General features: G+C 74.5%; 14 protein-coding genes and 1 pseudogene. 10 read left to right on the top strand and 5 right to left on the bottom strand.

The features are described from left to right. Positions 1–1,003: ornithine carbamoyltransferase (gene argF / locus ETD96_RS20220; RefSeq protein ID WP_138638030.1), on the bottom strand; the 1,003-nt coding region annotated here is incomplete at its 3' end. 50 nt (positions 1,004–1,053) lie between these two features. Further along, positions 1,054–2,292, bottom strand: a complete 1,239-nt coding sequence (locus ETD96_RS20215; RefSeq protein WP_138638029.1) for an arginine deiminase — start codon at positions 2,290–2,292, stop codon at positions 1,054–1,056. A gap of 198 nt (positions 2,293–2,490) precedes the next feature. On the opposite strand from ETD96_RS20215, the gene ETD96_RS20210 reads away from it, so the two are divergent. The 5 genes from ETD96_RS20210 (at position 2,491) to polX (ending at position 7,843) form a co-directional block, all read left to right on the top strand. Continuing rightward, a complete protein-coding gene (locus tag ETD96_RS20210; RefSeq protein ID WP_138638028.1) occupies positions 2,491–3,441 on the top strand; it encodes an ABC transporter ATP-binding protein in 951 nt (316 codons plus the stop codon). Then, a complete protein-coding gene (locus ETD96_RS20205) occupies positions 3,438–4,208 on the top strand; it encodes an ABC transporter permease (protein WP_138638027.1) in 771 nt (256 codons plus the stop codon). The genes ETD96_RS20210 and ETD96_RS20205 overlap by 4 nt, the downstream gene beginning before the upstream one ends. Positions 4,209–4,211: 3 nt before the next feature. Then, positions 4,212–5,159 carry an EamA family transporter gene (locus ETD96_RS20200; RefSeq protein WP_138638026.1) on the top strand — a complete coding sequence of 316 codons (948 nt, stop codon included), beginning with the start codon at positions 4,212–4,214 and terminating at the stop codon, positions 5,157–5,159. A 75-nt stretch (positions 5,160–5,234) separates the two neighbouring features. Next, the gene (prcB, locus tag ETD96_RS20195) at positions 5,235–6,071 is read left to right on the top strand and encodes a proteasome subunit beta (RefSeq protein WP_240807904.1); all 837 of its coding nucleotides are present in this window, start codon (positions 5,235–5,237) and stop codon (positions 6,069–6,071) included. 50 nt (positions 6,072–6,121) lie between these two features. Continuing rightward, complete coding sequence (gene polX, locus ETD96_RS20190; RefSeq protein WP_138638024.1) at positions 6,122–7,843, top strand: DNA polymerase/3'-5' exonuclease PolX; 1,722 nt, start codon at positions 6,122–6,124, stop codon at positions 7,841–7,843. Positions 7,844–7,855: 12 nt separating this feature from the next. On the opposite strand, the gene ETD96_RS20185 is transcribed toward polX, so the two are convergent. From ETD96_RS20185 to ETD96_RS20175, 3 genes are all read right to left on the bottom strand, one after another. Next, positions 7,856–8,866 (bottom strand): COX15/CtaA family protein, encoded by a 1,011-nt coding sequence (locus ETD96_RS20185; protein WP_138638023.1) that lies wholly within the window; start codon positions 8,864–8,866, stop codon positions 7,856–7,858. Between the two features lie 39 nt (positions 8,867–8,905). Then, the gene (locus ETD96_RS20180; protein ID WP_138638022.1) at positions 8,906–10,132 is read right to left on the bottom strand and encodes a PrsW family intramembrane metalloprotease; all 1,227 of its coding nucleotides are present in this window, start codon (positions 10,130–10,132) and stop codon (positions 8,906–8,908) included. A gap of 74 nt (positions 10,133–10,206) precedes the next feature. Further along, a complete protein-coding gene (locus ETD96_RS20175; protein WP_138638031.1) occupies positions 10,207–11,151 on the bottom strand; it encodes a heme o synthase in 945 nt (314 codons plus the stop codon). A gap of 664 nt (positions 11,152–11,815) precedes the next feature. Between ETD96_RS20175 and tkt the strand changes: the two genes are divergently transcribed. The 5 genes and pseudogenes from tkt to ETD96_RS20150 form a co-directional block, all read left to right on the top strand. Then, positions 11,816–13,942 (top strand): transketolase, encoded by a 2,127-nt coding sequence (gene tkt, locus ETD96_RS20170; RefSeq protein WP_138638021.1) that lies wholly within the window; start codon positions 11,816–11,818, stop codon positions 13,940–13,942. A gap of 10 nt (positions 13,943–13,952) precedes the next feature. Next, the gene (gene tal / locus ETD96_RS20165; RefSeq protein WP_138638020.1) at positions 13,953–15,068 is read left to right on the top strand and encodes a transaldolase; all 1,116 of its coding nucleotides are present in this window, start codon (positions 13,953–13,955) and stop codon (positions 15,066–15,068) included. Then, positions 15,065–16,720: a glucose-6-phosphate isomerase gene (locus ETD96_RS20160; protein WP_138638019.1), complete on the top strand. Its 1,656-nt coding sequence runs from the start codon at positions 15,065–15,067 to the stop codon at positions 16,718–16,720. The genes tal and ETD96_RS20160 overlap by 4 nt, the downstream gene beginning before the upstream one ends. Positions 16,721–16,855: 135 nt before the next feature. After that, the gene (locus tag ETD96_RS20155; RefSeq protein WP_138638018.1) at positions 16,856–18,559 is read left to right on the top strand and encodes a phosphoheptose isomerase; all 1,704 of its coding nucleotides are present in this window, start codon (positions 16,856–16,858) and stop codon (positions 18,557–18,559) included. Next, a pseudogene (locus ETD96_RS20150) lies at positions 18,556–19,602 on the top strand (glucose-6-phosphate isomerase); the annotation flags it as partial. The gene ETD96_RS20155 and the pseudogene ETD96_RS20150, both read left to right, overlap by 4 nt.

The following is a 19,602-nucleotide window of genomic DNA, read 5'->3' as shown; positions in this document are numbered from 1 at the left end:
GCCCCCCGAGCGTCGCGACCATGACCGCCTTGATGGTGTGCATCCGGTTCTCGGCCTCGTCGAAGACGATGGAGGCGGCGGACTCGAACACCTCCTCGGTGACCTCCAGCGCCTCCAGGCCGGTCTTCCGGTAGATCTCCTCGCCCACCGCGGTCTCCCTGTTGTGGAAGGCGGGGAGGCAGTGCATGAACTTGGCGCCGGGGTTGCCGGTGGCCCGCATGACCCCGGCGTTCACCTGGTAGGGCGTGAGCAGCGCGATGCGCTCGTCCCACACCTCCTTGGGCTCGCCCATCGACACCCACACGTCGGTGAGGACGAAGTCGGCGCCCCTGACGCCCTCGGCGACGTCCTCGGTGAGGATGATCTCCGCCCCCGTCCCGGCCGCCACCGCCATGGACGGCCGGACGACCGTCTCCTCGTCCGGCCACAGGGTGCGCGGCGCGACGATCCGCACGTTCATGCCGAGCAGCGCGCCGGCGGCCACGTAGCTGTGGCCCATGTTGTTGCGCGCGTCGCCCAGGTAGGCGTAGGTGACGTCCTGCAAGGGCTTGTCACTGTGCTCGCGCATAGTGAGCATGTCGGCGAGCATCTGCGTGGGGTGCCACTCGTCGGTCAGGCCGTTCCACACGGGCACGCCCGCGTACTCGGCGAGTTCTTCGACGAGCCTTTGGCTGGATCCCCGGTACTCGATGCCGTCGTACATCCGCCCCAGGACGCGGGCGGTGTCCTTCATCGACTCCTTGTGGCCGATCTGGGAGCCGCTGGGGTCGAGGTAGGTGACGTGGGCGCCCTGGTCGTGCGCGGCGACCTCGAACGCGCAGCGCGTCCGGGTCGACGTCTTCTCGAAGATCAGCGCGATGTTCCGGCCGGTCAGCGCGGGGGTCTCGGTACCGGCGCGCTTGGCGGCCTTCAGCTCCGCGGCGAGGCCGAGCAGGGACCCGAACTCCGCCGGCGTGAGGTCGAGCTCCCTGATCAGGCTGCGGCCGCGCAGGTCGAGCGCCATGTCCGGTCTCCCGAGGGTCGTGCCGCGGGCGGTGCCGCGGAAGGTGGTCGTCAGGCGTCCCGGACGAGCGGGCAGGTCATGCAGCGCGGGCCGCCGCGGCCCCGGCCGAGCTCGCTGCCGCGGATCGTGATGACCCGGATCCCGTGGCGGCTCAGCTCGTTGTTGCTCGTCGCGTTGCGCTCGTAGGCGACGACGACGCCGGGCGCGACGGCGAGGACGTTGGCGCCGTCGTCCCACTGCTCGCGCTCGGCGGAGAACACGTCCTGCGTCGGGGTGATCACCTTGATGTCGTCCAGGCCGAGCGCGGCGGCGATCGCCCGGTACATGTCCTCCGCCGGGTGATCGGTGATCTTCAGTTCCTTCTCGGTGTCGCCGGGCTCGACGGTGTGCGACGGCAGCATGCCCATCCCCGCGTAGGCGGTGAACACGCCGTGGTCGACCATCGTCATGACGGTGTCCAGGTGCATGAACGCCCGCTTGTGCGGCATCCGCAGCGCGACGATCCGGGTGCAGGACCCGGCGGCGAACAGCGACTGCGCGAGCATCTCGACGGCCTGCGGCTGCGTCCGCTCGCTCATCCCGACCAGCACGGCGCCGTTCCCGATCACCAGGACGTCGCCGCCCTCCAGCGTCGCCGGGGCCATCGCCGTCCCGCTGCTCCACACGTGGAAGCCGCCCTCGGCGGGCCGGCCGTAGCCGGCGGCGAACAGCGGGTGCCAGCGGTAGACGGCCTCCATGTTCACCGTCTCGCGCATCCGCGCCTTCTTGCGCATGGTGTTGATCGAGACGCCGTCGTAGATCCAGCAGGAGGTGTCGCGGGTGAACAGGTGGTTCGGCAGCGGCGGCAGGATGAACCCGTCCATCGGGATGGAGTGGAACGCGATGGACGCGGGCTCGGGCATCCGCTCCAGCATCTCCCGCTTGGTGATGCCGCCGATGAGGTAGGAGCCCAGCTCGTGGACGTCCATCGCGTCGAAGCAGTTGCGGATCGCGTCGGTGGCGAGCGGGCCGAACCAGTGCGGGTCGACGACGGCGTCCAGGATGTGCTTGCGCGCCTCGGGGATCCCGATCGTCTCGCGCAGCAGGTCGATCAGCAGGTGCGTGCGGACGCCCTCCGCCCGCAGGACGTCCTCGAACTCCTCGTGCTCCTCCACCGCGCGCCGCACCCACAGCACGTCGTCGAACAGCAGCCCCGCCGCGTTGGACGGGGTGAGCCGCTTCAGCGACAGCTCGGGCCGGTGCAGCAGGACCTCCCGGAGCCGGCCGGCCTCCGAGTCAACGTGAAACATCCCCACCTCCGCCGAGCGCGGCCGCGTCGCCGCGCGCCCCCTGCCCGCCGGGGCCGGCCCGGCGGTACGACCGCAATTCCCGCGCTCGGGCCCGCGAAACTCGGCGGGCTCCGACCCGGAGGCTTTACCCGACCTTCACCCGGTCCGGCGCCGGGGCCCGGCGCGAAGCTGCCCGGCCGCAGACCTAGACTCGTCGGCATGACACCCCCCGGAGGCGGCGGCCGGCACAGCGCTGTCGAGCTGCGCTCGCTCGTGAAGCGCTACGGGACGGCCGGCCGGGAGCGGCGGGCCGTGGACGGGCTGTCGTTCAGCGCCGCGCGGGGCGCGGTGACCGCGCTGCTCGGCCCGAACGGCGCGGGCAAGACCACCACGATCGAGATCTGCGAGGGGTTCCGGCGGGCCGACGCGGGCACCGTCCGCGTCCTCGGGCTCGACCCGGCCGCCGACGCCCGGGCGCTGAAGCCGCGGGTCGGGGTGATGCCGCAGTCGGGCGGCGTGCCGGGCACGGCCCGCGCCGGGGAGTTCCTGGAGCTGGTCGCCTCGTTCCACGCGACGCCGCTCGCCCCCGCCGCGCTGCTGGAGCGGCTCGGCCTCACCGAGCACGCCCGCACCCCGTTCCGCCGCATGTCGGGCGGGCAGCAGCAGCGGCTGTCCCTGGCCGTCGCCATCGTCGGGCGCCCCGAGCTGGTCTTCCTGGACGAGCCCACCACCGGCCTCGACCCGCAGGCCAGGCACGCCACCTGGGAGCTGATCGGCGACCTGCGCGCCGCGGGGGTGTCGGTGGTCCTCACCACCCACAACATGGAGGAGGCCGAGCGCCTCTCCGACCACGTCGTCATCGTCGACCACGGCAAGGTCGTCGCCGAGGGCGCCCCCGAGGTGCTGACCGGCGCCGAGCGGCAGCTGCGGTTCCGCGCCCGGCCCGGCCTCGGCCTCGACGAGCTGCTCGCGGCGCTGCCCGCCGGGAGCGCCGCCAAGGAGTCGCCCGCCGGGCACTACCTGATCGAGGCGGACGTGCGGCCGGAGCTGCTCGCCACCGTCACCGCCTGGTGCGCCTCGCACGGCGTCCTCACCGAGGACCTGCGGATCGAGCGCCGCACCCTGGAGGACGTCTTCCTCGAACTGACCGGACGGGAGCTGCGCGCATGACCGCCCCGCTCGACCTCTCCCCCGCGCCGGGGGCCGTCCCGCTGCCGCGGATGGTCGTGTCCCAGGCCCGCTACGAGTTCCGCACCGTGCTGCGCAACGGCGAGCAGCTGCTGCTGACGCTGATCATCCCGGTGGTGCTGCTCGTGCTGTTCAGCGCCACCTCCCTGCTGGACCTCGGCGCCGGCCGCCGCGTCGACTTCCTCACCCCCGGCATCCTCGCGCTCGCGGTGATGTCCACGGCGTTCACCGGGCAGGCGATCGGGACCGGGTTCGAGCGGCGCTACGGCGTCCTCAAGCGGCTCGGCGCCACCCCGCTGCCGCGCGGCGGGCTCATCGCCGCCAAGACCGCCAGCGTGCTCGCCGTCGAGGCGGTGCAGGCCGCGGTGATCTGCGCGGTCGCGCTGGCGCTCGGCTGGCACCCGCACGGCGACCCCGGCTCGGTGGTCGTCCTGCTGCTGCTCGGCACCGCCGCGTTCTCCGGGTTCGGGCTGCTCATGGCCGGGACGCTGCGCGCCGAGGCCACCCTCGCCGCCGCGAACCTGGTGTACATCCTGCTGCTGGCCGTCGGCGGCGTGGTGTTCCCGCTCGAGAAGTTCCCCGGCCCGGTGCGCGACGCCCTGGAGCTGCTGCCGATCTCGGCGCTGGCGGGCGGGCTGCGCGACGTCCTGCGGGACGGCGCCGCGCTCCCCGCGCAACCCCTGCTCGTCCTCGCGGTGTGGGCCGTCGCCGGACTCGCCCTCGCCGCCCGCTTCTTCCGCTGGGAGTGATCGTTGGCACTCGCTGAGGCGCCCGGCTCGTTCGGCGGCGCGAGCCGCGCACCGGGCCGCATCCGCGCGCTGTCGCCGGCGTCGGTGCCGCCGCCCGCGCTGATCCTGCTCGGCATCGTGTCCGTGCAGGTCGGCGCGGGCCTGGCCAAGCACCTGTTCGACCGGCTGCCGCCGACGTCGGTGGTGGCGATCCGGCTGCTGGCCTCGGCGCTCGTGCTGGGGTTCCTGGCCCGCCGGGCGCTGCTGCCGGTGCTGCGCGAGCACTCGTGGCGGAGCCTCGCGGTCGTCGCCGGCTACGGCGCCTCCCTCGCCGGGATGAACTTCGCGTTCTACCAGTCGCTGTCGCGGATCCCGCTGGGCGTGGCGGTGACGATCGAGTTCCTCGGCCCGCTGTCGGTCGCGATCGCCGGCTCCCGCCGCCCCCGCGACCTGGTGTGGGTGGTGCTCGCCGCCGCGGGCGTGGTCATGCTCGCCCGGGGCGGCGGCGACCTGGACCTCGTCGGCATCGGGTTCGCGCTGCTCGCCGCCGTCGGCTGGGCCGCCTACATCCTGCTCACCGCCGCCACCGGGCGGCGCATCCCCGGCACCACCGGGCTGGCCCTGGCGAGCATCATCGGCACGCTGGTGATGCTGCCGGGCGGCATCGCGGCCGGGGTCGCCGCGGGCGGCGGCGCCCTGCTCGACCCGACGCTGCTGCTGATCGGGCTCGGCGTGGGGCTGCTGTCGTCGGTGATCCCGTACTCGCTGGAGCTGGAGGCGCTGCGCCGGGTGCCGGCGCGCGTCTTCGGGATCCTGATGAGCATGGAGCCCGCCGTCGCGGCGCTCGTCGGGCTGGTGGTGCTCGGCGAGGTCCTGTCCGGCCGGCAGTGGGTCGCGGTCGGCTGCGTCATCGCCGCCTGCGCCGGGGCCACCCGCGGCCAGAAGGATCCGCCGGAGGCTCCCGAAGCCTGAGCGGTGGCGGGCTCATGTGGCAGGGTGGAAAGATCAAGGCTTAACGGGTCGTCCAGCATGGGGAGAGGAGCCGCCGTGATCGGCCGGACCGAGGACCAGGGCATCCCGCCGGAGTTCTTCGAGGCGGGCTCGGCGTCGTTCGTCGACTTCCTGCGCGTCCACTCCCCCGAGCTGCTCCCGGTCAACCGGGTGCCGGAGGGCGACGCGCCGGAGCTGCCGCACGGCACCACCGTCCTCGCGCTGGAGTTCCCCGGCGGCGTCATGATGGCCGGCGACCGGCGCGCCACGCAGGGCCACCGCATCGCCTACCGGGAGCTGGACAAGGTCCAGCGCGCCGACGAGTACTCCGCCGTCGCGTTCGCCGGGACGGTCGGGCTGGCGCTGGAGATGGTCCGGCTGTTCCAGGTCGAGCTGGAGCACTACGAGAAGATGGAGACCGTCCCGCTGTCGCTGCCGGGCAAGGCCCGCCGGCTGGGCGCCGTCATCCAGGCCAACCTCGCGCAGGCGCTGCAGGGCCTCGCCGTCGTGCCGCTGTTCGCCGGCTACGACCCCGACACGGCCGAGAGCCGCATCTACACCTACGACATCACCGGCGCCCCGCAGGAGGCCCGCGACTTCCACGCGGACGGGTCCGGCTCCCCCTACGCGCTCGGGGCGCTGAAGAAGCTGTACCGGCGCGACCTGTCCCTGGAGGACGCCGCCACCGTGTGCGTCCAGGCCCTGTACGACGCGGCCGACGACGACACCGCCACCGGCGGGCCCGACCCGTCCCGGCGGATCTACCCGACGGTCGCGGTCGTCACCGAGGACGGCTACCGCCGCCTGCCCGAGGACGAGGTCTCCGCGATCGCCGACGAGGTCGTCCGCGGCCGGATGGACAGCCCCGGCGGGCCCACCGCGCCGCTGCGCTGACCACCGGCCGAGCACGGGAAACGTCGTACCCCCCGCCTAGACTCGGCCGTATGGCACGCGCTAACGACGAGGCCGCCGCGCTCATCCAGGAGCTGGCCGACCTGCTGTCCATCACCGGCGGTGACGCCTTCAAGATCAGGGCGTACGAGAAGGCGGCGCGGGCGATCGCCGGGTACCCCGACGACATCGCCGGCCTCGACCTGGCCGGGCTGCGCAAGATCCCGACCGTGGGCGAGGCGATCGCCAAGAAGGTCCTCGACTACACCACCACGGGCACGATCCGGCAGGTGGAGGAGCTGCGCACCCAGATCCCGGCCGGGGTCCGCGCGCTCACCGCCATCCCCACGCTCGGCCCGAAGAAGGCCCTCGCCGTCTACGAGGAGCTCGGCATCTCCTCGGTGGACGAGCTCGCCGCCGCCATCGGCGAGGGGCGGCTGCGCGGCCTCAAGGGCTTCGGCGCCAAGACCGAGGAGAACATCCTGCGCGGCATCGAGCTGCTGCGCAGCTCCGGGGAGCGCGTCCTGGTCGACGCCGCCGCGGCCGTCGCCGACGAGATCACCGCCGCGCTGTCGGAGCTGCCCCAGGTGGAGCGCTGCGCGCACGCCGGGTCGCTGCGCCGGATGCGCGAGACGATCGGCGACGTCGACGTGCTCGCCGCGTCCCGCGACCCGCGCCCGATCATGGCGGCGTTCACCGCGCTGCCGTTCGTGGCGGAGGTCATCGCGAGCGGCGACAAGAAGACCTCGATCCGCACCGCCAAGGGGCTGCAGGTCGACCTGCGCGTCGTCCCGCCCGAGTCGTGGGGCGCCGCGCTGCAGTACTTCACCGGTTCGCAGGCCCACAACATCCGCACCCGCGAGATCGCCGTGAAGGCGGGCCTCAAGCTGTCGGAGTACGGCCTGTTCGACGCCGAGACCGACGAGCTGATCGTGTCGGAGACCGAGGAGGAGGTCTACGAGCGCCTCGGCCTGCCGTGGGTGCACCCCGCCCTCCGCGAGGACACCGGCGAGATCGAGGCCGCCCTGAAGGACGAGCTGCCCCGCCTCGTCACCGTCGACGACCTGCGCGGCGACCTGCACAGCCACACCGACCTGACCGACGGCATCGCCTCCCTGGCCGACATGGTCGCCGCCGCGCACGCCCGCGGCCTGGAGTACTACGCGATCACCGACCACGCCCCGAACCTGGTGATGCAGCGCATGACGGACGAGAAGATGCTCGCCCAGCGCGCCGAGGTCGCCGAACTCCAGAAGCGCTACGGCGACCTGGTCCTGCTGCACGGCACCGAGCTCAACATCGACCCGGACGGCGGCGTCGACTGGGACGCCGACTTCCTGTCCGGCTTCGACGTGTGCGTCGCCTCGATCCACTCCCACTTCACCCAGGACCAGGCGGCCATGACCCGGCGGCTCGTCCGCGCCTGCGAGAACCCGCACGTGCACGTGATCGGCCACCCGACCGCGCGCAGCATCGGCCGCCGCCCGCCGGTGGACGCCGACTGGGACGAGGTGTTCCGGGCCGCCGCCCGCACCGGCACCGCCATGGAGATCGACTCGTTCCCCGACCGGCTCGACCTGCCCGCCGACCTGATCCGCCGCGCGAAGCGGTTCGGCGTGAAGTTCTCCGTCGACACCGACGCGCACTCCCTCGCGCACCACCGCAACATCCGCTACGGGATCGGCACCGCCCAGCGCGGCTGGCTGACCCCCGACGACGTCATCAACACCTGGCCGCTGGCCCGCCTCCGCGAGTTCCTCGCCAAGAAGCCGTAGGGGCGCGGGAGGTCAGGCGGGCTGCGGGGTCTCCGCGGGCCGGACGGCGGCCGGGGCGGGCGCCGCGGCGGGGACGGGGCCGCGGTCGCGGAGGGCGAAGAAGAGGCGGAACGCCGCGATCCACATCAGCACCGCGCCGAGCATGTGCAGGAGCACCAGCCCGGCAGGGACGCCGAGGAAGTACTGGGTGTAGCCGATCGCGCCCTGGACGACGATGAGGCCCGCGAGCTCCAGCGCCCGCAGGCGCGCGCTCCGCAGGCCGGGGCCGCCGGCGCGGTAGAGGGCGATGGCGACGGCCGCCGTCAGCGCGATGGTGAGCCAGGCCAGCTCGCCGTGGATGCGGGCGACGTCGGTGATGTCGAAGCCGTAGCGGCGGGACTCGGCGTCGCCCGCGTGGGGGCCGGTGCCGGTGACGACGGTGCCGGCGACGAGCACGGCGGCGCACGAGACCAGCAGCACGGCGGCGAGGCCGCGCGTCCACGGCCCGGTGAGCCGGCGCGGCGGCGCGTCGCCCTCGCCGGCGCGGATCCACAGCCCGACGCAGAACACCAGCAGGGCGGGCGAGACGAGGAAGTGCAGCGACACGGCCGCCGGGTGCAGCTCGGTGAGGACGACGATGCCGCCGATGACGGCCTGCGCGACCACGCTCATCGGCTGCGCGAGCGCCCACCACACCAGGTCCTTGCGGCGCGGCACGAGCCGCAGCGCCGCGACGAACACCAGGATGCCGACGCCGAGCACCACGAAGGTGATCAGCCGGTTGCCGAACTCGATCGACATGTTCAGCCAGTGGTGCTCGGGGTTGTGCGTGGGGACGAGGCTGTCGCCGCTGCAGCGCGGCCACTCGGGGCAGCCGAGCCCGGACTCGGTGACCCGCACGGCCCCGCCGCTGACGACGATCAGCACGTTGCCGAGGATGCCGAGCAGCGCGAGCAGCCGCAGCGATCCGGGGGTCGGACGCCAGACGGCGTTCCAGGTCCGGTTCAGGAGGTTGGACGACGGTCGCTCTGCCACGGCCCCCATCGTATGGCCGGGTCCCGGCGGTCTTGACCCGCCCCCCGGTTACGTGCCATAGGGGCCGGGCGGGCGCGGCGGCAGGAACCCCGACGGCCCCTGCGCCGCCCACGGCGGGCCCGCGGGCCAGTTCGCCCCGGCGCGCGGCGGGGTGCGCAGGAACGCCTGCCTGGCCAGCGACATCAGCTCCAGCAGCGCGTCGCGGCGGGTGACGAACCAGCGCTCGTCGGCCACCCCCCGGTCGGCGCGCTTGTGCAGCAGCGCCAGCTCGGTCGCGGCGAGCTGGTAGTCGGTCATGGCGCGGCCGGCGGGCGGGCCGCCGACGGACCGGGCCCACCGGCGGGCGGCCCGGCGGGACGGGATGGAGCGCAGCATCCGCACGTCCTGCGGTGTCACGAGGCCCGTCCCGGCGTACCGCGGCAGGTAGGTCTCGATGCGGCGGACGGTGCCGCGCCGCTCGACGAAGACGATGACGATCAGCGTCACCAGGACGCCGAAGTCCAGCAGGTAGACGATGCCGAGCCCGGCGAGGCCGAACGCGCCGGCGGCGCCGTTCCACAGGCCGTGCAGGACCATCGCGCCGAGCAGCCCGAGCAGCGGCGCGGCGAGCTGGCCGCGCCGGTGGGTGGCGGCGTAGGCGACGCCGAGGCCGGTCATGGAGGTGAACAGCGGGTGGCTGAGCGGCGCGATGAGGCCGCGCAGGACGAACACCGCCTGGAGCTGCTGGGCGCCGCCGTCCTCGAACGCCCGCATGTAGTAGGTGATGTTCTCCATCATGGCGAAGCCGAGGCCGACCATGGCGGCGTAGATGATGCCGTCGGCGAACCCGTCGATCTCGTTGCGGCGGAACCAGAGCAGCCCGAACAGGACGGCGCCCTTCAGCGTCTCCTCGATGATCGGCGCGCCGAAGGTGGCGCTGACGAAGTGGCCCTCGGTCTCGCCGAAGATGGGCACGGTGACGTACAGCAGCCCGGCGGTGTTGAGGACGAGCGCGCCGAGCACCGCGATCCCGGCGCCCCACATGAACGAGAACACGAGCGCGCGCGGGGGCTCGGGCTCCAGCCGGTCGAGGGTGAGCGCGAGGGCGACCAGCACCGGGATCGGCAGGATGGCGAGCAGCACGCCGACCCAGAAGCCCGCCCCGCCGAACGCGGCGTCGGCGCCGAACGCGACCAGGATGCAGAGCCCGGACACGGTCAGGCCGACGATGAGGCCGACCGGGGGACGGCCGGGCACCCGGCCGTCGAGCACCGCCTTCGGGTCCATGCGCGCCATGTCGTGAGGGTAACGGCAGGTGGGGGCGAAGCGCTAAGCCGGGACGGCCACGCGGTGTGACCGTCCCGGGAGCGTCAGTGCAGCAGCGGGTCGACCGCGACGGCGGTGAACAGCAGCGCCAGGTACACGTTCGACAGGTGGAAGAAGCGCATCGGCCGCAGGTGGACGCCGGTGACGCCGGCGCGCACCGCCTTGAGCAGCCGGTGGCCCTCGGCGAGGAACACCAGGCCGAGCACGACGGCGACGGCCCCGTACACCGGGCTCATCGCGGCGACCGGCCACAGCGCCAGCGAGGCCGCGACGGTGGCGTAGGTGTAGGCGAGGCTCTCGGTGACGACGCGGCGCTCGGACGCGACGACCGGCAGCATCGGGACCTTGGCGACGGCGTAGTCCTCGCGGTAGCGCATCGCGAGCGTCCACGTGTGCGGCGGCGTCCACAGGAACACCACCATGAACAGCACGAACGGCGTCCAGGCGACGGACCCGGTGATCGCGGCCCAGCCGATGAGGACGGGCATGCACCCGGCGATGCCGCCCCACACGACGTTCTGCGAGGTGCGCCGCTTGAGCAGCAGCGAGTACACGAAGACGTAGAACAGGATCGCGAACAGCGATCCGGCCGCGGCGACCGGGTTGACCGTCAGCAGGAACCCGGCCGTGGACAGCACGGCCAGCGTCACCCCGAAGATCAGGGCGCGCGCCGGGGTGACCTGGTGGCGAGCCAGCGGGCGGCGCCGGGTGCGGCGCATCTTGGCGTCGATGTCGCGGTCGATGTAGCAGTTGATCGCGTTGGCGGACCCGGCGGACATGGTCCCGAACGCCAGCGTGAGCAGCACGGTGGACAGCGGCGGGACGCCGCCGGCCGCGAGGAACATCACCGGGATCGTGGTGATCAACAGCAGTTCGATGACGCGTGGCTTCGTGAGCGCCACGTAGGCGCGCACGCTCGCCCCCACCGTGCGGCGGGCGGCGCTTTCGGCGGGGTCCGGCACGAGGGCCGGCGCGAGCGCCCCCGGCACCCGCTCGTCGAGCTCGACCCCGCGCTTGCTACTGAGCACCGTCACAATCGGGTCCACGTCCAACTAGGGATGAGAAATCGGTCCACCTCGGCGGTGCCCCCGCGTTCCGGGCCGGCCTCCGGTTGATGCGACTTCGGCTGGTCTTGTTGCGGCGGCCGCTTTCCGTCGGCCGCGCCATCACTGTAGTCCGACCCCTCCGGGGGTCGTGCACCGGGTCGCCGGACGCGCCGGGCCATGATCGTCCGGCCCTGGCGGCGAGCCCTCGGACATGCCCGCGGACGTGCCCGCGGGACGGGCCGGCGGGGGGCCGCGCACGCCCGTCCGGACGCGTCCGGGATCACCCTCCGGATCCCCCGTGCGGGGGGTTAGTCCCAGGGGCGTCCGGGCAAGGGTGCATGAAGGCGCCGCGCGGTCCGGGACCCGGACGCGCGCGCCCCCCGGCGCGTCCCGTCCCCGCCTGCGGCGGCCCTCCCGCGCGATAGGCTCGCCTGGGGCGCGGCATGATCTTCGCCCGCCGCGGACCGGCGGCGGAACGGGGCAGGGGGAAGCGCGCCGGGTCGCCGGGCGTTACGGCCATCGGAGGCCGCGGCCGGACGGCACGGGGCTGTGGCGCACAACATTACAGAGTCATCTTGACACCGGTTCGAGAGGAGCCTGGCGTTCCGTGAGCAGGGACAACAGCACGTTTGAGTGGTCCGACAAGGACCGGCGCGCGGTGGACGTGATCCGCGCCCTCGCCATGGACGCGGTCGAGGAGGCGGGCTCGGGCCACCCCGGGACGGCGATGAGCCTCGCGCCCGCCGCCTACCTTCTTTTCCAGCGCTTCCTCCGGCACGACCCGACGGACCCGCACTGGGCCGGCCGCGACAGGTTCGTGCTCTCCTGCGGCCACTCCAGCCTTACTCTCTACATCCAGCTGTACCTGTCGGGCTACCCGATGACGCTGGACGACCTGAAGGCGCTGCGCAAGTGGGGCAGCCTCACCCCCGGGCACCCGGAGCACGGGCACACCGCCGGGGTGGAGACCACCACGGGACCGCTCGGCCAGGGCATCGCGAACGCGGTCGGCATGGCGATGGCGGCGCGCCGCGAGCGCGGCCTGTTCGACCCGGACGCCCCCGAGGGCACCTCCCCGTTCGACCACACCATCTGGGCGTTCGCGTCGGACGGCGACATCGAGGAGGGCATCAGCCACGAGGCGTCCGCCCTCGCGGGCCACCAGCGCCTCGGCAACCTCGTGCTGCTCTACGACGACAACAAGATCTCCATCGAGGACGACACCGCGATCGCGCTGTCGGAGGACGTGCAGGCCCGGTACGCGGCCTACGGCTGGGACGTCCACCGCGTCGACTGGACCGAGAACGGCGACTACGAGGAGAACGTGGCCGCGCTCGCGGCGGCGTTCGCCGCGGCGAAGGCGGAGACGGCCCGCCCGTCGTTCATCGCGCTGCGCACGATCATCGGCTGGCCGGCGCCGAACAAGAAGAACACCGGCAAGATCCACGGTTCGGCGCTCGGCGCCGACGAGGTCGCCGCGACCAAGCGGATCCTCGGCCTGGACCCGGCGGAGACCTTCCAGGTCCCCGAGGACGTGCTGGCGCACGCCCGGCAGGTGTGCGAGCGGGGCCGCGCCGACCACGCCGCCTGGAACGAGGCGTTCGGCGCGTGGCGGTCGGCGAACCCCGCCCGCGCCGCCGAGTTCGACCGGATCTCCTCGCGCACGCTGCCGCCCGGCTGGGAGGAGGCGCTGCCGGCGTTCGAGGCGGGCAAGGACATCGCGACCCGCGCCGCGTCCGGCGAGATCCTGGCGTCGCTGGCGCCGGTGCTGCCGGAGCTGTGGGGCGGCTCGGCCGACCTCGCCGAGAGCAACAACACCACGATGAAGGGCGAGCCGTCCTTCATCCCCGAGGAGTTCCAGACCAAGGAGTTCCCCGGCCACCGCTACGGCCGCACGCTGCACTTCGGCGTCCGCGAGCACGCGATGGGGGCGATCTGCAACGGCATCGCGCTGCACGGCGGCACCCGCCCCTACGGCGGCACGTTCCTGATCTTCAGCGACTACATGCGCCCGGCCGTCCGGCTGGCGGCGCTGATGAAGCTGCCGGTCACCTACGTGTGGACGCACGACTCGATCGGCCTCGGCGAGGACGGCCCGACGCACCAGCCGGTCGAGCACCTGTGGGCGCTGCGGGCCATCCCCGGCCTGGACGTGGTCCGGCCCGCCGACGCCAACGAGACCGCGGTCGCGTGGCGGACGATCCTCCAGCACACCGACCGCCCGGCGGGCCTGGCGCTGACCCGGCAGAAGCTGCCGACGCTGGAGCGCGGCGGCGAGCTGGCGTCCGCGGAGGGTGCGGCCAAGGGCGGCTACGTGCTGGCCGACGCCGACGGCGGGCAGCCCGAGGTCGTCATCATCGCGACCGGCAGCGAGGTGCAGCTCGCCCTGGAGGCGCGCACGGCGCTGCAGGCCGAGGGCACCCCGACCCGCGTGGTGTCGATGCCGTGCGTGGAGTGGTTCGAGCAGCAGACCGACGCCTACCGGCAGGAGGTCCTCCCGCCCGGGGTGAAGGCGCGCGTGTCCGTCGAGGCGGGCGTCGCGCTCGGCTGGCGCGGCTACGTCGGCGACGCGGGCGAGTCGGTGAGCCTGGAGCACTTCGGCGCGTCCGCCGACTACAAGACGCTGTTCCTGCAGTTCGGCATCACCGCCGAGCGGGTCGTCGCGGCGGCCAAGGCGAGCCTGATCAAGGCCGGCGTGCACGGCGCCGGGCGCGGCGAGACCACCGGCAACTAGGAGGAGAGCGATGAGCGACATCCTGAAGGAGCTCTCGGACGAGGGCGTGTCGATCTGGCTGGACGACATCAGCCGGGACCGGCTGCGGACGGGCAACCTGGCCGAGCTGGTCAAGGACAGCCACGTCGTGGGCGTCACCTCCAACCCGACGATCTTCGCCAAGGCGCTGAGCAAGGGCACCGCCTACGACGACCAGGTCCGCGACCTCGCGGCGCTGGGCGTGGACGTGGAGGAGGCGTCCCGCGCGATCACCACCTACGACATCCGCTGGGGCTGCGACGTGCTGCGCCCGGTCTACGACCGGACCGACGGCGTCGACGGCCGCGTGTCGATCGAGGTCGACCCGCGGCTGGCCCGCGAGACGGCCAAGACGGTCGCCGAGGCGCGGATGCTGTGGTGGCTGGTGGACCGGCCCAACCTGTTCATCAAGATCCCCGCGACGCGGGAGGGCCTGGCCGCGATCACCGAGACGCTGGCGCAGGGCATCAGCGTGAACGTGACGCTGATCTTCTCGCTGGAGCGCTACGGCGAGGTCATCGACGCGTTCTTCGCCGGCCTGGAGCGGGCTCGCGACAACGGCCACGACCTGTCGAAGCTGGCGTCGGTGGCGTCGTTCTTCGTCAGCCGGGTGGACACCGAGATCGACAAGCGGCTCGACAAGATCGGCTCGGACGAGGCGAAGGGGCTGCGCTCCAAGGCGGGGCTCGCCAACGCCCGGCTCGCGTACGCGCTGTACGAGGAGAAGTTCGCCACCGACCGGTGGAAGGCGCTGAAGGCCGCCGGGGCCCGTCCCCAGCGGCCGCTGTGGGCCTCCACCGGCGTGAAGGACCCGAACCTCAACGACACGCTGTACGTCGACGAGCTGGTCGCGCCCGGCACCGTCAACACGATGCCGGAGGCGACGCTCGTGGCCGAGGCCGACCACGGCCAGGTCCGCGGCGACACCGTCCGCGGCACCTACGACGACGCCCGCGCGCACATGGCGGCGCTGAAGGCGGTCGGCGTGGACTACGACGACGTCGTGCGGGTCCTGGAGGACGAGGGCGTGGAGAAGTTCGCGGCCTCGTGGAAGGGCATGCTCGACTCCATCACCGGCGAGCTGGAGTCCAAGAGGGCCGGCGCGTGACCTCGGTGGTGACCGCCGGGGGGATCTCGGTCACCATCCGCGGCGCCGTCGTCGACGAGGGCGAGACGGTCCTGGACCGTCTCGTCTCCGACGGCGTGCCGGGCTCGCTCGCGTCCCGGAGCGCCAAGCTGTGGGGGCCGGACGCGGCCCCGCTCGCCGCCCGCCGGCTCGGCTGGCTGGACCTGCCGGAGACCTCGCGGTCGGCGGCGGACCGGCTGGCCGAGCCGGCGGGCGACGCCCGCGCCGCCGGGCTCGACCGGATCGTGCTGGCCGCCGCCGGGGGGACGGCGCTGGCCGCCGAGGCGATGTGCCGCACGGCCAGCGTCGAGCTGACCGTCCTCGACACCACCGACCCGCACGAGGTGGCGGGCGTGCTGGCGGCCGGCCTGGACCGGACGCTCGTCGTCGTGGTCGGCGGGAGCGTCGAGGCCGAGTCGCTGCGGCGCGTGTTCGGGCGGGCGTTCGCCGAGGCCGGGCTGAAGGGCGCGGAGCTGGCGCGCCGGTTCGTGGTCGTGGCCGAGGAGGGCTCCGCCCTCGCGCGCGCGGCCGCGGACGTCGGCCACCACCTCGTCCCGGCCGAACCCGATGTCGACGACCGGTTCGGGGCGCTCGGCGCCCGCTCGCTGGTCCCGGCGGTGCTCGCGGGCGCGGACGCCGGCGCCCTGCTGGAGGAGGCGTCCGGGCTCGCCGCCACGCTGCGGCAGCCCTACGACAATCCGGCGCTGGCGCTCGGCGCGGCGCTCGGCTCGTCGGCGCTGGGCGTCCGCGACAAGCTGGTGATCGCCGACCACGGCTCCGGCCTGGACGGCCTCGCCGGGTGGGCGGAGCAGCTGGTCGGCGGCGCGCTCGGCAAGGACGGCAAGGGGCTGCTGCCGGTCGTGGTGGAGGGCGTCGACGCGCCCGGCTTCGCGCTGGCCGGCGACCTGCGGCGGGTCATCCTGGGCCGCCGCCCGGACGAGCCGGGCCCCGGCCGCGAGGCCGGGGTGAGCGTCGCGGGCCCGCTCGGCGCGCAGTTCCTGCTGTGGGAGTACGCGGTCGCGGTCGCGGCGCGGGTGATCGGGGTGGACCCGTTCGGCGAGCCGGACGTGGCCCAGTCGCGGGAGAGCACGGCCGCGCTGCTGCGGTCGGAGGAGGGCACCGCGCCGACGGTGGTGCGGCGGCCGCCGGAGCTGGTCGAGGGCGCGGTCGAGGTGCACGCCCCCGAGGACGCGCTGCGCGGCGCCAAGACGCTCACCGAGGCGCTGGAGAGCGTCCTCGCGGACGTCCCCGGCGGCGGCTACCTCGCGGTCCTGGCCTACCTGGACCGCCGCGGCGACGCGGCGGCGGCCGCGCTGCGGCCGCTGCTCGCCGCGCGGGGCGCCGAGGTCCGCCGGTCCCCCGCGCCGGTCACGTTCGGCTGGGGGCCGCGCTACCTGCACACGGCCGGCCAGTACCACAAGGGCGGGCCGCTGAACGGGGCGTTCCTGCAGATCACCGGGGCGGTCACGACCGACGTGCCGGTGCCGGGCAAGCCGTACACGCTGGGCGAGCTGCAGCTCGCGCAGGCGTTCGGCGACCTGCGGGTGCTGCGCGCGCTCGGCCGCCCGGCCGTCCGGCTGCACCTGCGGGACCGGGCCGAGGGCCTCGCGCAGCTCGCCGCCGCGCTCGGCTGACGTCCCGGCGCCCGCGTGCGTCCGCCCGCCGGGACGCAGGGCGACGACGCGAATCCGGGACGCGACAAAGAAGATCGATGGAGATGGTCGCGAATGCCCGTTCTCTCCTGAAACGATGGGGGGCAGGAGGGAACGGTGTCCGGATTCGACGTACTGACGCGCGGCGACGTGCTGGACTCGGCGCTGCAGGCACGGGACTACCTCGTGAGCTGCGGCGTCCCCGGGGCGCTGGCCGCCAAGGACCCGCGGCTGTGGGGGCGGCGCGCGGTGGACCACAGCCGGCTCGGCTGGCTCGACCTGCCGTTCGCCTCCCGCGGGCTGCTGAACCAGGTCGGCGGGCTCGTGTCGGAGGCGCGCTACTCGGGCCTCGACCACATCGTGCTGATCGGCGTCGGCGCGGAGAGCCTCGCCGCGCAGGCGATCATGGAGGCGCACGCGCCGGCGCTGGCCGGCGCGGGCGGCCCCGCCGCCGCGCCCCCGGCCGGCGCCGAGCGGACGACCGGCGAGCTGACCGTGCTGGACGGCGGCGACACCGCCGCGCTGGCGTTCGCGATGGAGCGGCTCGACCGGACGCTGGTCGTCCTGGCGAGCAAGGCGGGCGTGTCGCTGGAGGGCGACGCCTACCGGCGGATCTTCGCCGCGGCGTTCCGCGAGCGGGGCATGTCGGAGCGGGAGATCGCGGGCCGGTTCCTGGTCATCACCGACCACGGCAGCCCGCTGCACGACTTCGCCCGGCAGTGCGGCTACCGGATCGGGCTGACCGACCCGTACCTGCCGGGGCACTACGGCGCCCTGTCGGCGTACGGGCTGGTCCCGGCGGTGCTGGCGGGCGCGGATGCCGACCGGCTGCTGGACGAGGCGGCGTCGCTGGTGCCGTCGCTGTCCAAGGACGAGGACAACCCGGGCCTGCTGCTCGGCGCCGTCATCGGCGGCTGCGCGCAGCAGGCGGAGGGCGGGCTCGCCCGCGACAAGGTGCTGCTGCGCGAGCCCGGCGGGCCGGGCGCGCTGAGCGCGTGGATCTCCCAGCTGCTCGCCGTCGGCACCGGCAAGCGGGGCCGCGGCGTGCTGGCGTTCGAGCCGCCCGGCGGGCGCGGCGAGTTCCCCGACGTGCACGGCGTGTCGATCAACCCGAGGTCGGCGGCGCAGGACGACTCCGACACCTCGGTGTGGGCGCCGCTCGGCGCGCAGTTCCTGCTGTGGGAGTACGCGACGGCCGTCGCCGGGTGGCTGCTCGGCGTGAACCCGTTCGAGGCCGGCAGCACGGTCGTGCAGGAGGCGGAGGACGACGCGGCGATGCTGCTGCGCGGCGCGGCGGCGGGGTCGCTGACGGCGGAGCGGCCGGTGTACGTCGAGGACGGCATCGAGGTGCACGCCGACTTCCCGTGGCCGCCCGGCGCTGAGCTGCGGACCGTCCTCGGCGGGCTGGTCGCCTCGGTGCCCTCCGACGGCTACCTGTCGGTGATGACGTACCTGTCGGGCGACTTCTCCGGGCGGTACCTGGCGCCGTCGCTGGCGCGCGCGTCCGGGCGGCCCGTCGCCTACGGGCCGGGCCCCGGCTACCCGCACGCGACCGGCCCGGTGCACAAGGACGGCCCCGGCAACGGCGCGTTCCTCATCATCACCGGCGACCCGGCGCCGGGCGACGCGCTCGCAGCGCACCCGGTGCCCGGCCGCCCCTACAGCCTGGCGCAGCTGCGGCTGGCGCGGGCCCTCGGCGAGCTGCGCGCGCTGCGGCAGCGCCGGCTGCCGGTGATCCGGCTGCACCTGCGCGACCCGGTCGACGGCGCCGGCCGGCTGACCGAGGCGGTCCGCGCGGTGGCGGGGGCGCGCAGGCCGTGAGCTTCACCGCCGTCGTCTCGGGGGAGACGGCCATCACCGCGCGCGGTCCGCTCAAGGAGGCCGCGGAGCGGGTCCTCGGCCGGTTGTGGATCGACCAGGTGCCGGTCCGGCTCGCGTCCGAGGACGCGTCGCTGTGGCCGTCCGCCGCGACCGCCGGAGTGGCCGGCCGGCCGCTGTGCTGGCCCGGCCAGCCCGGCCCGGGCCGCGCCGCGCTGGACCGCGCCGAGGAGCTGCGCGCCGGGGCCCGCGCCGAGGGGCTGACGGAGGTCGTGCTGCTCGGCGGCGGCGCGCCCGCCCGCGCCGCCGAGCTGATCGCCGCGAGCGGCGGGGCGCCGCTGACCGTCCTGGACGGCCTGGAGCCCGGCCCGCTGCTGCGGCTGCGCGACGACGGGGAGCGGCTCGGCCGGACCCTGGTCACCGTGACCGGCGACGACCCGGGCGCCGAGACGCTGCGGTCGGTGCTCGCCGGGATGCTGGCGGACACCGGCCTGTCCCCCGCCGAGACCGCGCGGCGGTTCGTCACGGTCGCCGAGCCGCGCACCGCCGCGGCCAAGCACGCCGCCGAGGCGGGGCATCCGCCGGTGGAGGCGCCGGCCGCGACCGCGTTCGGGGCGCTGTCGCCGTACGCGCTGGTGCCCGCCGCGCTCGCCGGCGCCGACGTCCGGGCCCTGCTGGAGGAGGCCACCGCGGTGCTGCCCGCGCTGACCCGGCCGGAGAACAACCCGGGGCTCGTCCTCGGCGCGATCCTCGGCGGGGCGGCCCGCGCGGGCCGCCGGACGGCGGTGCTCGGCGGCTACGCGGCCGCCCAGCCCGGCCTCGCGCGCTGGGCGGCGGACCTGCTGGACGAGGCGACCGGCGGGCGAATGGTCCCGGTCGTCCAGGAGGGCGGCCTGCCGCTGGCGCCCGCCGACGACCTGTTCCTGGTCACCTTCGGGGGCCGCCCGCACCAGGACGACGCCACCGTCGCGGGCCCGCTCGCCGCGCAGCTCGTGGTGTGGGAGTACGCCGCGGCCGTCGCGGCCTACCTGCTGGAGGCCGACCCG

The organism is Actinomadura geliboluensis, assembly GCF_005889745.1.
Classification (GTDB): Bacteria; Actinomycetota; Actinomycetes; order Streptosporangiales; family Streptosporangiaceae; genus Spirillospora; species Spirillospora geliboluensis.
This window is presented reverse-complemented; position numbering and strand designations above follow the sequence as displayed.

What these genes read in the sequence shown, in the direction of transcription:
- ETD96_RS20205 (WP_138638027.1), top strand. Translation starts at nt 3,438, where the DNA reads ATGACCGCCCCGCTCGACCTCTCCCCCGCGCCGGGGGCCGTCCCGCTG.
- ETD96_RS20210 (WP_138638028.1), top strand. Translation starts at nt 2,491, where the DNA reads ATGACACCCCCCGGAGGCGGCGGCCGGCACAGCGCTGTCGAGCTGCGC.
- ETD96_RS20185 (WP_138638023.1), bottom strand. Translation starts at nt 8,866, where the DNA reads ATGGGGGCCGTGGCAGAGCGACCGTCGTCCAACCTCCTGAACCGGACC.
- tal (WP_138638020.1), top strand. Translation starts at nt 13,953, where the DNA reads ATGAGCGACATCCTGAAGGAGCTCTCGGACGAGGGCGTGTCGATCTGG.
- polX (WP_138638024.1), top strand. Translation starts at nt 6,122, where the DNA reads ATGGCACGCGCTAACGACGAGGCCGCCGCGCTCATCCAGGAGCTGGCC.
- ETD96_RS20215 (WP_138638029.1), bottom strand. Translation starts at nt 2,292, where the DNA reads ATGTTTCACGTTGACTCGGAGGCCGGCCGGCTCCGGGAGGTCCTGCTG.
- ETD96_RS20180 (WP_138638022.1), bottom strand. Translation starts at nt 10,132, where the DNA reads ATGGCGCGCATGGACCCGAAGGCGGTGCTCGACGGCCGGGTGCCCGGC.